Annotated in this window: 10 protein-coding genes; 3 read left to right on the plus strand and 7 right to left on the minus strand. The window is 37.0% G+C overall.

Annotated elements, in window-relative coordinates; all coding sequences use genetic code 11:
• Positions 1-149: 149 nt before the first annotated feature.
• From O0931_RS02930 to O0931_RS02950, 5 genes are all read right to left on the minus strand, one after another.
• Positions 150-1,121, minus strand: coding sequence for a M28 family peptidase (locus O0931_RS02930; RefSeq protein WP_269414054.1), 972 nt, complete (start codon positions 1,119-1,121; stop codon positions 150-152).
• 11 nt (positions 1,122-1,132) lie between these two features.
• Entirely contained in the window at positions 1,133-1,543 is a 411-nt protein-coding gene (locus tag O0931_RS02935) for a type II toxin-antitoxin system VapC family toxin (protein WP_269414055.1), read from the minus strand.
• Positions 1,543-1,752, minus strand: a complete 210-nt coding sequence (locus O0931_RS02940) for a DUF2281 domain-containing protein (protein ID WP_269414056.1) — start codon at positions 1,750-1,752, stop codon at positions 1,543-1,545. The genes O0931_RS02935 and O0931_RS02940 overlap by 1 nt, the downstream gene beginning before the upstream one ends.
• 184 nt (positions 1,753-1,936) lie before the next feature.
• On the minus strand, positions 1,937-5,476 hold the full coding sequence (gene smc, locus O0931_RS02945; RefSeq protein ID WP_269414057.1) for a chromosome segregation protein SMC: 3,540 nt from the start codon (positions 5,474-5,476) through the stop codon (positions 1,937-1,939).
• Between the two features lie 682 nt (positions 5,477-6,158).
• The gene (locus O0931_RS02950; RefSeq protein WP_269414558.1) at positions 6,159-8,456 is read right to left on the minus strand and encodes an ATP-dependent helicase; all 2,298 of its coding nucleotides are present in this window, start codon (positions 8,454-8,456) and stop codon (positions 6,159-6,161) included.
• A gap of 135 nt (positions 8,457-8,591) precedes the next feature.
• On the opposite strand from O0931_RS02950, the gene O0931_RS02955 reads away from it, so the two are divergent.
• Positions 8,592-8,915 carry a DUF493 family protein gene (locus tag O0931_RS02955; RefSeq protein WP_269414058.1) on the plus strand — a complete coding sequence of 108 codons (324 nt, stop codon included), beginning with the start codon at positions 8,592-8,594 and terminating at the stop codon, positions 8,913-8,915.
• A 58-nt stretch (positions 8,916-8,973) separates the two neighbouring features.
• Here the strand turns inward: O0931_RS02955 and O0931_RS02960 are convergent, their stop codons facing one another.
• Entirely contained in the window at positions 8,974-9,945 is a 972-nt protein-coding gene (locus O0931_RS02960) for an SGNH/GDSL hydrolase family protein (RefSeq protein WP_269414059.1), read from the minus strand.
• 258 nt (positions 9,946-10,203) lie between these two features.
• Between O0931_RS02960 and O0931_RS02965 the strand changes: the two genes are divergently transcribed.
• Positions 10,204-11,574 (plus strand): dipeptidase, encoded by a 1,371-nt coding sequence (locus tag O0931_RS02965; RefSeq protein WP_269414060.1) that lies wholly within the window; start codon positions 10,204-10,206, stop codon positions 11,572-11,574.
• Positions 11,575-11,805: 231 nt separating this feature from the next.
• On the plus strand, positions 11,806-12,786 hold the full coding sequence (locus tag O0931_RS02970; RefSeq protein ID WP_269414061.1) for a glycoside hydrolase family 43 protein: 981 nt from the start codon (positions 11,806-11,808) through the stop codon (positions 12,784-12,786).
• A 34-nt stretch (positions 12,787-12,820) separates the two neighbouring features.
• On the opposite strand, the gene O0931_RS02975 is transcribed toward O0931_RS02970, so the two are convergent.
• Positions 12,821-14,047, minus strand: coding sequence for an MFS transporter (locus tag O0931_RS02975; protein ID WP_269414062.1), 1,227 nt, complete (start codon positions 14,045-14,047; stop codon positions 12,821-12,823).
• Between the last annotated feature and the right edge of the window lie 75 nt (positions 14,048-14,122).

The raw sequence follows: 14,122 nt of genomic DNA on the forward strand, positions 1-14,122 counted from the left end.
AGTTACTACTATATTTATAGTTTGCAAACTATTTTTGTAGTTTATTTATTAATGTATTGGTAATCAGTTAAATAAATTTACGTGTAGAAATTTTTGACATAAAAAAACCTGCCGGAACGGGCAGGTCTGGTCATTTTTATAAAGAAAAATTAAAATTTCTTTCTCGAATCGTCCATCATCAACATTTTATCTTTTAAGGATTGTTGCAAGCCAGTTTGTTTATCTACATTCTTTACAACCTCTAAAACTGTATTCGCAGCATCGCTGAAGAATTGTTTCGTGATGGTAGAATACTCATCTGTCGCTTTATGGTAATCCTTATGGTCTTCAACACCAAAGTACAGGAAGGGTATATTTTTAGCATTGAAAGCACCCTGGTCACTTTGGTTTGTCCAGTCATCGTGGCCAAGTTTAGGATCGTCGTGACCTAATATCACTTTGATGTCTTTTCGCGTAGTATCAATATATTTCTTCAGGTTAGGATATTTGAATGTACCTGCTACATAAAGTTCACCTTTATCGCTGTGACTAATCATATCCATATTCAGATCGATTGCAATGGTATTGATGTTAACAGGTGGATTAGCTACAAATGCTTTTGCGCCTTGTAAACCCATTTCTTCAGCATCGAAAGCAGCAAAGATAATGGTGTTGTTCGGTTTATTTTTGGCAAAATAGGCGGCAATTTTCATCAAACCTGCAGTTCCCGATGCGTTATCATCGGCGCCATTAAAAACTTCATCTTTTACGACACCCAAATGGTCGTAATGGGCTGAAACCACAATTACATTTGTGCCTTTGCCAGGGATGTAGCCAATAATATTTGTGCCGTTTACCTTTGCCCCGCCTCTTGAATTAAATGTAAATTCCTGTGCGTAGTTTACATTTTGAGGGTAAGATTTTAAACCCAGTTTTTGGAAACGTTCAATAATATAAGCTCTTGCCATTTCAGCACCTTTAGTTCCGGTTTTTCTGCCTTGATAAGCATCTGACGATAATACTTCAACATCTTTTAAAAGCTGGGTATCTAATTTTCCTGAACCAGTAGTGGAACTTTGGTTTTTCACGGATGAACAGCAGCTTAGCATCATAGCTAAGGGAATTATATATAGGATTTTCATGTTTAGATCTATTAATGCCAGAATAGTCTTAAAATATCTGGATAAAGTTTAAATTTTTCGTCTGCAGACAATAATGTTGCATCTTTTTGTATTGCTGAAGAAATTAATAACCTATCGAACGGGTCGCGATGCACATCTAACAGAGGGATATTTAAGTGCTTGAAAATTGAAGAGTTTTCTATTGGAAGAAAAGTAAATCCATCCGCTAAAGCTTGATTAAAAATATCTTCAATTGCAACATCTAAATGCGATAATTTATCAATTGATTGTTTTATTGAAATTTCAAAAAGACCTATTTGACTAAAATAGATAACGTTATTGATGTTCTGAATAACATCCATAACCTGTTTAGGCATTTTTGGATTATCCTCCTGAAACCAGATTAAACAATGTGTATCTAAAAGATAATGATTAGATGCCATTACATGTAATCCTTTAAATCATCTAAAGGCTCATTAAAATCGTTAGGTAAGGTTATTTTTCCTTTAAAAGCACCAGGTATTCGTTTCGAATGCTGAGGGTTTTTATCTGTTAAAAAAGTGACTATAACATCAGTTTTTGATTGTACAGGAGCCTTTTCCTCTAAGATAATTTTCCCTTTTTCGCAATATCCTTTAACCGTTGCTAACATAGTTTTAACTTCTTAAACAAATATACATTTTTCGTTACATTATTCAAACGTTGTTTCTTGACGCTGTATTGTGTCTTTAACCTGATGAGAACGTAAACTCGTTTTCAGATTTGAAAACTTTTTTATAGCACATGCCAATTAAAGTTTTCGACTCTATATTTTAAGCTTTCTGCTTTAAATTTTGCTAAGCCGCAACCTCTCTCAAATCTACAGCAACAACCCTCGAAACCCCTTGTTCAACCATCGTAACGCCATAGATAATGTCGGTACTGGCAATGGTTCGTTTGTTATGGGAAACGATAATGAACTGCGATTGGCCGGAGAATTTCCGGATAATATTGTTGAATTTATCAATGTTCGTATCGTCCAATGGCGCGTCAACCTCATCGAAAATGCAGAACGGTGCAGGTTTTAACAGGTAAAGTGAAAACAGCAGGGCGGTAGCCGTTAGTGTTTTTTCTCCACCGGATAACTGATTGATAGACAAAGGCCTTTTTCCTTTTGGACGGGCAATAATATCAATATCTGCCTCCAGTGGATTATTTACATCAGATAAAATTAAGTCACAACTGTCTTCTTCATTAAAAAGCGATCTAAAAACAACAATGAAATGCTCACGGGCTTGTGTAAAAGCCTGCATGAATTTGTCTTTCGCGGTATCGTCAATCTCTTTAATGGTCTGCAAAAGGTCGGTTTTGGCTGCGTTGAGATCTTTTTTCTGGTTTTGAATAAAGGTATAACGTTCTTCCATTTCCTTAAAAGCTTCCATCGCCATAGAATTAATCGCACCAAATTCATCCAGCTGGCGTTTCATTTTCTCTACTTTCTGGCGGATTTCAAATTCACTTTCCAAAGCATCAACCTCAGTCTCCGTTTCTAAAAGGTCGTTAATGTCAATGTTGAATTCGACGGCCAGACGTTCTTTCAGCGAGTTTAAATCTATTTTTAAAGTGTTCTTTTTATCCTTGATTTCGGTTAAAAGAAAATCAGTTTCCTCACGGTTTTTGCGGATATCGGTTAAATTATGCTCTACCTCGTTAATGTTGCCTTTACTTTCAAAATATGCTGCCTCAACTTCAGCAAGACCTTTTTCCATCTCTTCACGCTGCTGATACATTTCTAAAAGTGTATCATCGCTCAAATCGGCATGTTGTAAGGTTTCTGTAATTTGGGCAAGCGTGTCCTGAAGCTCTTTTTCGTTTTGTGCGATTCGCTTGTTCAAAGCTTCTTCCTGTACAAAACGGTAATCCAAATCTTTCTCCAGACCCGATAATTTATTTTGTTGCTGATGGAAGCGGATATTATCCTGATTATATTTTCCGGCAGATTCATTAACCTGGTCGGCCAGTTCCTGATAATTCAACTGCTGTTCCTGCAAGTTGACATGGTCGTGTTGTTGCTTTTTCTGCAGTTCAACCAAAGCGGGCAGCTTTTCAGATAATGATTTTTCTATCGAAACAATTTTTTGCGCAATATCAGTTTTTCGGTTTTCACTGGTGGTAATAAACTCCTGGTATTGGTCGCGACGTGTTTGAACCGAAATCTGTTCATTTATAAAACGATTCAACTCCTGCTGCAAAGTATTTATCTGATTGATTTTTGAAGCTTCTTTCAGATTAAAAATACTATCAGTTTCCGCTACAATCGCTAAATTATATTGATTAATCAGTGATTCAGATATTTTGATTTCTTTTGCTAAATTCTCTAAATTTTTAGCACGGCCGATTCTTTTTCCCTCGAATAAGCCTACAGAACCACCCGCTAAAGTGAATTTTGTTTGCGCATATTTTCCGTTTTTTGCCAGAATAGTCAAACTTTCTGTTGGTGTTTCTTTGAATATATTTTCTTGTTCTGCAATGGCGATGTACACATTCTGCAAAAGCAAATTGCAAAGTTGCTGGTACTTTTTATCAACTTCAATAACCGATAAAGCTGAAATTAAGCCCTCATGCGTATTAAGCGTAGGGTTTTTATCCGGAATGTTTTCTAAAATAAAAAAGTTCGCCCGCCCTCGACTGGCATCTGTTAACAGGTTGATGGCCTGAACGGCATCAGCATATTTATCAACCACATAATGGTTCATTACAGGTTCCAGATAATTTTCGATGGCGATTCGGTAATCCTCGTTACAAAATAGAATATCTGATAGGAGTAAGGCACTTTTTGCAAATGCACTGTTCTTCTTAAGAAACCGAATGGATTCAGGGAAACCTTCCAGACTATCTACAAGCGATTTTGTGAGGTTATATTCATTTTGTTTGGCATCCTTTTTACGGTTTTCGGCAGTCAGTTTTTCCTTATTCGAGTTTAAATTAACTTCTGATGCTGCCAGCTTTTCCTTTAATATCTCTTCAGCTTCCTTAAGTTGTTTGATACTGGTCTGCTTTTCTGAAACCTGAATATCAAGTTCAGCCAAAGCATGATCAAAAGCTTTTAATTCTGATGTTTTGGTTTCAGTATCATCAACATTTCTGTTCGTTTCCTGTACTAAAGCATCTTTTTGAATATTTAAAATATCAATTTCTTTTTGCGACTGATAAACCTGGTTCTGCAAGTCGTTAACTGATTTTACCAGGTTATCAATTCGATTTTTTTCTATCTGCTGTTGCTCACGAAGTGTATCAAGCGATGATTTTAAAAGTTTTAAATCGGATTCAACTTTATTAAAAACTTCCGTTTCGGTTAAAACTTCTTCATTTAATCGCTTGATGTTATATTTAATGTGGTTAACCTGGTTTTTATCTTTTTCCAGCTCCCCCGATAAGCGTGTCTCTTTTTCCTGCAAGAAACGCATTTGTTCGTTTTTTACTTTCTTTTCACTTTCATATGCACGGATTTTTGAAACCAATTCATTGGTTGCTTTCTGCTGGATGGACAGGTTTTTCTCCTGATTGATGCTATCCAGTTTAAGTTTTTGGAGTTCAGCCTCCTGCGTATCAATTTTGGTGCTTAACGCTGTCCTCAGAACCTGCTGACTTTGTTCCTGGGTTTCTAAAGCATGTAGATCGGTGCGAAAAAAGGCAATTCGATGGGTCGCCAATTGAACGCTCAATTCGCGGTACTGCTCTTTTAATTTATAGTAACGCTCGGCTTTACGGGCTTGATTTTCGAGCGTCTTTAAATTCTTTTCGATTTCGAAAAGTAAATCTTCCACTCTTTCTAAATCAGCTTCAGTATCTTTTAATTTATTGAACGTTTGTTTCTTGCGAAGTTTGTATTTCGAAATGCCTGATGCCTCCTCGAATAGGGAACGGCGACTATGTTCTTTATTGGTAATAATTTCATCTACCATTTTTAGCTCAATAATCGAATAACTATCGGAGCCAATTCCGGTGTCGAGGAATAAATCGGTAATGTCTTTCAAACGGCATTGAACATCATTTAAACGATATTCACTGTCGCCATTCCGGTATAATTTTCGGGTAACCGTAACCTGGGAATATGCTGTTGGAAGAATGTTTTTGGTATTATCAAAACTCAAAGAAACCTCAGCCAATTGGGCCTGTTTACGGTTTTTGGTTCCGTTGAAAATGATATTTTCCATCTTTTCAGAGCGTAAAGCTTTAGTACTTTGCTCACCCAAAACCCAGCGCATGGCATCAATAACATTCGATTTCCCACAACCATTCGGACCCACAATGGCTGTAACACCCTCATTAAAATTGATGGTCACTTTGTCGCCAAAACTCTTAAATCCTTTAATTTCTAATCGGGTAAGCTGCATGGTTTGTTTGTGGGAGAACCGAATCCAATATTAAGGATTATTTCGGGGTTTTTCAAACCAGATTTTTAGGGATTTTACCACAGAGCGCACAGAGATTTTCACAGAGCACACAAAGGTTGATAAAGGGAAGATTTATGAATTTATCCTCTGTAAAAAACCTGCCGGCGGCAGAATCGAGTCAAATATTAAGGATTATTTTGAGTTTTTCAAACTAGATTTTAAGGGTTTAACCGCAAAGGGCACAAAGTTTTTCGCAAAGGATGCAAAGCGTTTTTACCACAGAGCACATAGAGATTTTCGCAAAGGATGCAAAGTTAATTTTACCATATAAGGCATTTAATGAATATAAACAAATCCACTATAAAAGCCTCAAATGAGCAAGGCCTTCTAAGGTGAACTAAGGTGTCTCAGGTGGTTAATCTTAATTGGTTTATTAACCGCAAAGGGATTTTACCACAGAGCGCACAGAGATTTTCACAGAGCACACAAAGGTTAATAATGGCAGGGCTTTTAAATAAGGCCGCCACGGAAACATTGAACACACAGGAAATTCTGAGAGTTGAACACCTTTTCCGTGTCAGATGAATTTGTTAAACTGCAGAGATTTAGCAAAAAGTATAAAGAAAAAATATTTGTGTCTTCGTGGTAAAAAACGTGTGAAATTATAAAACATAATCTGCATCTACTTTACGATCATTAGCTTCGCAAACTTGAGCAATAATTGTTTGTTACCCAGGCCCTGAAAGAAAACTGTTGCTTTTACATCGGGTAAATTTCCTTCTAAACTAATAATCTTACCAAAACCAAATTTCTCATGTTCTACTTCCATGCCACCCTGAAATTCATGTGCTTGTGAAGGTGTAAAACCAGGGGTTGGAACATGTGCCTTCGCCAATAATGAGGTCGTTTTCGGACGCGGTGGCGGGGCAGAAGTAGTGCTTGCAGGTTTTGGTTTGCTAAAGAAATCCCTCGGTTGCGACGTCCATGTTTTGCGTTCATCATCGAAATTGCCTTCAAAAACATTGCTTTTTGCAGGTTTAACATCCAGCTCTAAAAACTTCGGATTAATCTCGTTAATAAAACGGCTTGGTTCACAATTAGTTAAGGTTCCCCAACGGTAACGTGAAGTGGCATAGGTAATTGTCAGTTTTATCTCTGCCCGGGTAATCGCTACATAAAACAAACGACGTTCTTCTTCCAAATCCGAGCGCGAACTAACCGACATCTGCGATGGGAAAAGGTTTTCCTCCAAACCAACAATAAATACATTTTTAAATTCCAGGCCTTTGGCCGAGTGAATCGTCATTAAAGAAACTGTATCCTTGTTTTTGTCGCCATCCTTATCATCGTTGGTTAAAAGTGCAACGTCCTGCATAAAAATATCCAGACCTTTTTCTTCGATATCTTCACGCTCCGCAAATTCTTTTATACCATTTAATAACTCCTGAATATTTTCATATCTGGAACGACCTTCAACACTGTCATCTGTATACAATTCTTTTAAGATACCGGCATGTTGAGCGATAAATAATGCTGAATCATAAGCATCAAGTTTTTTTGCTTCCGCCTGGAAACTTTGAATCATCATCGAGAAATCGTTCAGTTGGTTGGCCAAACGACCATCAACATACTGATGTGCATTAGAAATTACATCCCACATGGTGATGTTATTCTGGTCGGCCGCTACAATGATTTTATCGATGGATGTATCGCCGATTCCACGTTTTGGATAGTTGATTACTCTTTTTATCGCTTCTTCATCCTTTGGGTTAAAAGTTAAACGGAAGTAAGCAATTAAATCCTTAATTTCTTTACGCTGATAAAAGGAGGTGCCTCCATAAATTTTATAAGGAACATTAAGCTTACGCAAACCTTCCTCCATTGCCCTGCTTTGTGCATTCGTACGATACAAAATGGCAAAATCATGGTATTGGTAACCTTTTAAACCACGTTCCTGGATAATTGATTCGGCGACCAGTTTACCTTCCTCATTGTCAGTAAAAGCACGGGAAACCTTAATCCTATCGCCCTCAACATTTTCAGAAAATACATTTTTCTCCAGTTGATTTTTATTGTTGGCAATGATACTGCTTGCAGCATCGACAATATTTTGGGTAGAGCGGTAATTTTGCTCCAACTTATACACTTTTAAATCAGGATAATCGCGTTCGAAGTTCAAAATGTTCTGAATATTCGCCCCGCGGAAAGCGTAGATACTTTGCGCATCATCACCAACCACGCAAATATTCTGATAAGCAGCAGCCAGTTTTTTTACAATTGTATATTGTGAAAAGTTTGTATCCTGGTACTCATCCACCATTAAATACCTGAATTTCTGCTGGTATTTGTTTAAGACATCCGGATGTTCTTTTAATAAAATATTGGTTTTGAAGAGCAAGTCGTCGAAATCCATTGCACCAGCCCTGAAACAACGTTTAGCATATTGCTCATAAATTTGCCCTAATAGCGGGCGTTTATTTTGAATATCTTCTGCCTGAATCTGGTCGTTTGCCTGGTATTCGCCCCATGAAATCAGGTTGTTTTTAGCCGACGAAATTCGGCCATAAACAAAATTTGGGGCGTATAATTTATCATCCAACTGCATTTCTTTCAAGATGGCTCGGATAACACTTTTACTATCGTCGGTATCGTATATCGTAAAGTTATTCGGATAACCGATTTTCTCGGCCTCCACACGCAAAATCTTTGCAAAAACAGAGTGAAATGTACCCATCCAGATGTTTTTCGCCTCAGCACCAACAACTTTCGAAATCCGCTCACGCATATCCTTACTCGCTTTGTTGGTGAAGGTTAAAACCAGGATATTAAACGGGTCGGTTCCGGTTTGAATCAGATGCGCCACGCGATACGTAATTACACGTGTCTTGCCCGAACCAGCACCCGCTACAATCATTACCGGTCCTTTTGTATTCTCTACTGCTGCTCTTTGTTGTGGGTTTAATCCTTCTAAATAATCCAAATCGGCTCCTGTTTTTTTGAGTTTCAAAAATAACAATTCTCAGGTCTTTTTGCGAAAGGTGTTGGTAATTAGTTTCACGTACTGCCAAAATTACACGCAGCGCTATTTGGGAATAGAATTTGATATATCTTGACCATGGAAGATAAAAAAATAAACAAAAACATAGAATTTACTGACATTCCGGAGGGTGCAACAACAGATATTTATGCCAATCTTAAAGAGAAATTGGAAAGTGTGGAGCGGTTCCCTGGTATATATAATTTTAAATTTATTATAACCGGAGGACTTGATAAAATACAAGAATTACGTGCAGTTTTACCTGATGATGAGTTTATCGAGCAACCATCAAAAACTGGTAAGTATGTGTCGATTACGGTAAAAAAAGAAATGCAAAATGCAGATGATGTAATTGCTATTTACAAACAAGCCGGAGCCATAAAAGGTATAATGACGCTTTAATTTAACAGAGTGCATTGATTACAAAGTGAATTAATCAGATAAAATTTTTCTATTACGTCTACCTGGCTACGATAAATTTCTTAACTGAATTGTATTGTCCTGAATCTGAAGAAATTTTAAAGAAATAAATGCCGGGTGCGAAGCTGGTTGTGTTAATTTCGAGTGTATGCTTACCGGTATTTAAATATTCGTTTACCACTGTTTTGGTCAGCCTTCCCATTAAATCATAAATTTGGACCGTAATTTTATCAGCTTCTGGTAAAACAATATCAATAAATGTTTGGGTTGATGCCGGATTCGGATAATTCTGTGTAACAACAAACAGCAAAAATTTATCAAAGATAGCCTTGTTAATCGCATCAAAAATTACATAACTTATTAATCTGTATCCCCGCGCATTAGGGTGAAAAGAATCCTGGTAAAGTGTAAAATCACGACGCATTGCTGCATTTACATCCGCCAGGTACAATTTATATTCTGTAACCAGTTTCCTGTAAATGGTATTTATCTGGCGAATTGTCGTATTAACTGCCGTTAAATTTTTGTTTGTTCGGTCATCAACATTTTGTAAGGTACATAAAACAGGTACTAATTTTTGCTTTAGGCTGGTTGTTATTAACAACCTCATATTCGCTTCCGTTTCTGCAATACTCCCTTTTCCCGCATTAATCGCCAGGGCATCGTTTATGCCCATAGAAATTACAATAAAACCTGTTCGGTTCTTTATTGCATTATCAATTCTTAACAAACCTTGTAAAGTTGTTTGTCCGCCAATGCCCTGATTGGTAATGTTTATCACTTTGCCGGAATAACAGTTAACAAAATTACTTTCAAGCATGGTTTGAAAACCAAGTCCTTTAACACCTTCAACGGTGCTGGCTCCAAAGGTTACAATATTAATGCTGTCTTTTGAGTAATACTGAGCAGCTTCGGGGCAACTAATTTTTGTATTTGTTTGGGAGAAAGCTATTGCAGGCATTAAAAATGAAAATAGCAGCAGAATATGCGAACCAAATGCGCTCAATTTCATTGATAACTTTCTTATTTTGAGATTTCTAATCTTGTGTTTAAACGGTGCAATTTATGAAAAAATCAAAACAATACTGTGGTCAGAACAAAAAAAAATAATATTCAACACTTAAATTACATAAACATAAATCATAAAACTTGTAGTGATACTAATACTATAAAAGATATGATTAAATAATGGTAGGAAGAGCTTCATTTTCAGTTGAATTTTAAATGGCTTTTATATGAAAAGCCTATATTTGCCCAAATTCATTTTGTTATGCAAGAGATTAAAAATTATGTAGAAACGCACAAGCAACGATTTTTAGATGAGTTGTTCGATTTGTTGCGCTTCCCATCGGTTAGCGCGGATCCGAAATATAAAGAAGATGTTTTAAAAACTGCAGATTATGTTGCTCAAAAGTTAAAAGACGCAGGAGCAGATAATGTTGAGATTTGTGCCACAGCTGGTTATCCGATTGTTTATGGCGAAAAAATCATAGATGCTTCTTTACCAACAGTTCTAGTGTATGGCCACTACGATGTACAGCCTGCTGATCCATTAGAATTATGGCATACGCCGCCATTTGAACCAACCATTCGAGACGGCAAAATTTACGCACGTGGTGCCTGCGATGACAAAGGGCAATTTTATATGCATGTGAAAGCATTTGAGCTGATGATGGAAACCGATACTTTAGCTTGCAATGTTAAATTCATGATAGAAGGTGAAGAGGAAGTAGGTTCTGCAAACCTTGGCATTTTCGTGAAAGCAAATGCAGAACGCTTAAAAGCTGATGTTGTTTTGATTTCAGATACATCCATGATTAGTATGGAAAACCCATCGATAGAAACTGGTTTACGTGGTTTAGCTTATATGGAAGTAGAGGTTGTCGGTCCAAATCGCGATTTACATTCTGGTGTTTATGGTGGTGCCGTGGCAAATCCGGCTGCAATTCTTTGCAAAATGATTGCTTCATTGCATGATGAAAATAACCACATTACTATTCCGGCTTTTTACGATAAAGTTGTTGAATTAACAGATGATGAAAAAAGAGCCTTAAATTCGGCACCTTACGATGAGGAAGAATACAAAAAGGATTTAGATATTAAAGAGGTTTGGGGCGAAAAAGGCTATTCTACTTTGGAGCGCACGGGCACTCGTCCTACTTTAGAGGTAAACGGAATCTGGAGTGGTTATATTGGCGAAGGTGCTAAAACCGTATTGCCGAGCAAAGCCAATGCAAAAATTTCAATGCGTTTGGTTCCAAATCAAAGTTCAGAAGAAATCGCTGAAATTTTTACCAAACATTTTGAAAGCATTGCGCCTGCAAATGTTAAAGTTAAGGTTACACCGCATCACGGTGGCGAACCTGTTGTTACGCCTACTGATAGCGTTGCCTATCGTGCTGCAGAAAAAGCCATTGAAATTAGTTTTGGCAAGAAAGCAATTCCAACCCGCGGCGGCGGTAGCATTCCGATTGTTGCTTTATTTGAAGATGTTTTAGGCATAAAATCGGTACTTTTTGGTTTTGGTTTAGATAGCGATGCCCTTCACTCTCCAAACGAAAAATACGATATCTATAATTACTATAAAGGAATTGAAACTTTGCCTTTGTTTCATAAATTCTATGCAGAATTGAGTAAATAATTGTTGCGGAAGATTTTATAAGATCTGCTAGTGATAAAAACGCTTGCAGATTTTTTTTTAAATTCCCGCTGATTCTACAGCTTTTTATCATGATGTTTAGTCGTTCCCTCGGATTACGCTAATTAAGCAAATACTGGGCATTAATAAATTGGTAGCTAAAAGAATAATTTGCGGGAGTCATTTTTAATCTGCGGGAAACCAACATTAAACATTTTTTCATAAATTGTACGCATGAAATATTTATGCTTATCTCTTTTATTTTTTTCGGGAGCCTTTTCTTTTGCTCAGAGTAGTAAAACGATTAATCAATCTGGAAATCCAATTTTTAAAGGTTGGTATGCTGATCCTGATGCAGCAATTTTTAAAAATAAGTATTGGATTTATCCTACTTATTCAGCTAAATACCGGGAGCAGGTTTTCTTAGATGCCTTTTCGTCAGAAGATTTGATCAAATGGCAAAAGCACGAGCATATCTTAGATACGGCAGCTATCAAATGGGCAAATAAAGCCATGTGGGCACCTGCAATTGTAGAGAAAGACAAAAAATACTATTTATTTTTTGGCGCAAATGATATTCAAAGTGATAATGAAGTTGGCGGTATTGGTGTTGCGGTTTCTGATAAACCCGAAGGACCATTTAAAGATCATTTGGGTAAACCCTTAGTTGATAAATTTTACAACGGTGCACAACCTATAGATCAATTTGTTTTTAAAGATAAAGATGGCCAATATTATTTAATTTACGGTGGATGGCGTCATTGCAACATCGCAAAACTGAATAAAGATTTTACGGGTTTTCTGCCTTTTGACGATGGAATAATTTTTAAGGAAATTACCCCTGAAAAATATGTAGAAGGCCCATATATGTTCATTAGAAACGGAAAATATTATTTCATGTGGAGCGAAGGCGGTTGGACTGGTCCGGATTATTCTGTGGCCTATGCCATTGGCGATTCGCCTTTCGGACCTTTTAAAAGGGTAGATAAGATTTTAAAGCAAGACCCATCAATTGCAACAGGTGCAGGACATCATTCGGTTATCATCAACAAAAAAAATGATAAGTATTACATCATTTATCACCGCAGGCCATTAGGCGATACGGATGGAAACCACCGTGTAACCTGCATTGATGAAATGCATTTTGATGCAGAGGGTAATATTTTACCTGTTAAAATTACAAATGAAGGTGTTAAAGCGCAGCAATTAAAATAAATTTTTCGGGTGGAAGCAGGTCTTCCATTCGAATTTAACTGGTTTCTAATATCGGCGTCGCTTTCTTATTGCTCATGATACTAAAACCATACGTGCATAATAACAGCAAACAGGCCAGCCCAATCCAAAGCCAGTTATAACCAAAATGTTTGGCAATAAAAAATCCGGCGAAAGGACCAATTACTTGCGCGAAAGACCAGCTCAAAGTATATCCGGCAGCATATAAGCCGCGGTTATGTTCATTGCTTCTGCTGATTACAATTGTGTTTATGAAAGGCAATGCAAACATTTCTCCTCCTGTAAAAATAATAATGGTGAGTATTGCTGCGGTAAGATGAAAGCTTACCGGCGCACTTAAAATTAAATATGAAACCGCAAAGAAAACCGAACCTATAACTATAAAATACATTGGTGAGCGTTTCTTCTCTATTTTGTTTATCATTATCATTTCAAAAAGCGCAATTATGGCGCCGTTTAAGCCAATAATAATGCCAATTGCAAACTCATCAATATGCCATTGTTCCTTAAAAAACACAGGTACTACCCTGAACATCAGGAATGCACAGGTAATGAAAAGGGTAGTTAGCAGCATGAATTTCACATAAAAAGAATCCTGCCAGGGCTTCGTAATGGTTAGTTTATGCGCATTTTCTTTTGCCAGCTTCATAAAACCTTTAACGTTCGGTAGAAAAGACAAGATTAATAGCCCAACAATTATACTTACACCACCTTCAACAATAAAAAGTAGTTTATAATTTATTGAAGCAATAATTCCTGCCAAACTTATACCAACAGACCAGCCAATATTTACAGCCAACCTGTTTAAAGAGTAAGAACGGGTTATGGTTTCTGGCGCTGCATAATGTGCAACTGCTGTAAAATTTGCAGGACGGAAAGCTTCTGAGAAAAAACTGATTACTACAGCCAAAATACATAAAGCAGAAAAATGGGTTATTGTAGAAAACAGCATAAATAATATTCCGCCGATAATTGATGAAAGAATCTGAACTGGCCTGAAGCCAATCATATCAGTCAGTTTTCCGCCAGTTGCAGAACCCAGGATAGAACCTACACCAAATAAGGTGATGATTAAGCCCGCATCCATTTCAGAACGGTGTAAGCTTTGCGTAACATATAAGCCCATAAAGGGAACGGCCATGCTGCCGCAACGATTAAACATCATTACAATACTTAAAAGCCAGGTTTCCCGGCTCAATCCGCTGAACGAAGTTTTGTAGGTGTTGTAAATAAGTTTAAACATTATATTGGTTTGGTTCGCGAAATTACCAAAAAACAAAAAGAATGTTGAAGGATTATGCGGATAAAACGATTTGAA

The sequence above is a fragment of the Pedobacter rhodius genome, from assembly GCF_027213645.1.
Taxonomy (GTDB): domain Bacteria; phylum Bacteroidota; class Bacteroidia; order Sphingobacteriales; family Sphingobacteriaceae; genus Pedobacter; species Pedobacter rhodius.

Excerpts from the sequence above, each read along its gene's own strand:
- O0931_RS02930 (WP_269414054.1), bottom strand. The coding sequence starts at position 1,121 with ATGAAAATCCTATATATAATTCCCTTAGCTATGATGCTAAGCTGCTGT.
- O0931_RS02935 (WP_269414055.1), bottom strand. The coding sequence starts at position 1,543 with ATGGCATCTAATCATTATCTTTTAGATACACATTGTTTAATCTGGTTT.
- O0931_RS02940 (WP_269414056.1), bottom strand. The coding sequence starts at position 1,752 with ATGTTAGCAACGGTTAAAGGATATTGCGAAAAAGGGAAAATTATCTTA.
- smc (WP_269414057.1), bottom strand. The coding sequence starts at position 5,476 with ATGCAGCTTACCCGATTAGAAATTAAAGGATTTAAGAGTTTTGGCGAC.
- O0931_RS02955 (WP_269414058.1), top strand. The coding sequence starts at position 8,592 with ATGGAAGATAAAAAAATAAACAAAAACATAGAATTTACTGACATTCCG.
- O0931_RS02960 (WP_269414059.1), bottom strand. The coding sequence starts at position 9,945 with ATGAAATTGAGCGCATTTGGTTCGCATATTCTGCTGCTATTTTCATTT.
- O0931_RS02965 (WP_269414060.1), top strand. The coding sequence starts at position 10,204 with ATGCAAGAGATTAAAAATTATGTAGAAACGCACAAGCAACGATTTTTA.
- O0931_RS02970 (WP_269414061.1), top strand. The coding sequence starts at position 11,806 with ATGAAATATTTATGCTTATCTCTTTTATTTTTTTCGGGAGCCTTTTCT.
- O0931_RS02975 (WP_269414062.1), bottom strand. The coding sequence starts at position 14,047 with ATGTTTAAACTTATTTACAACACCTACAAAACTTCGTTCAGCGGATTG.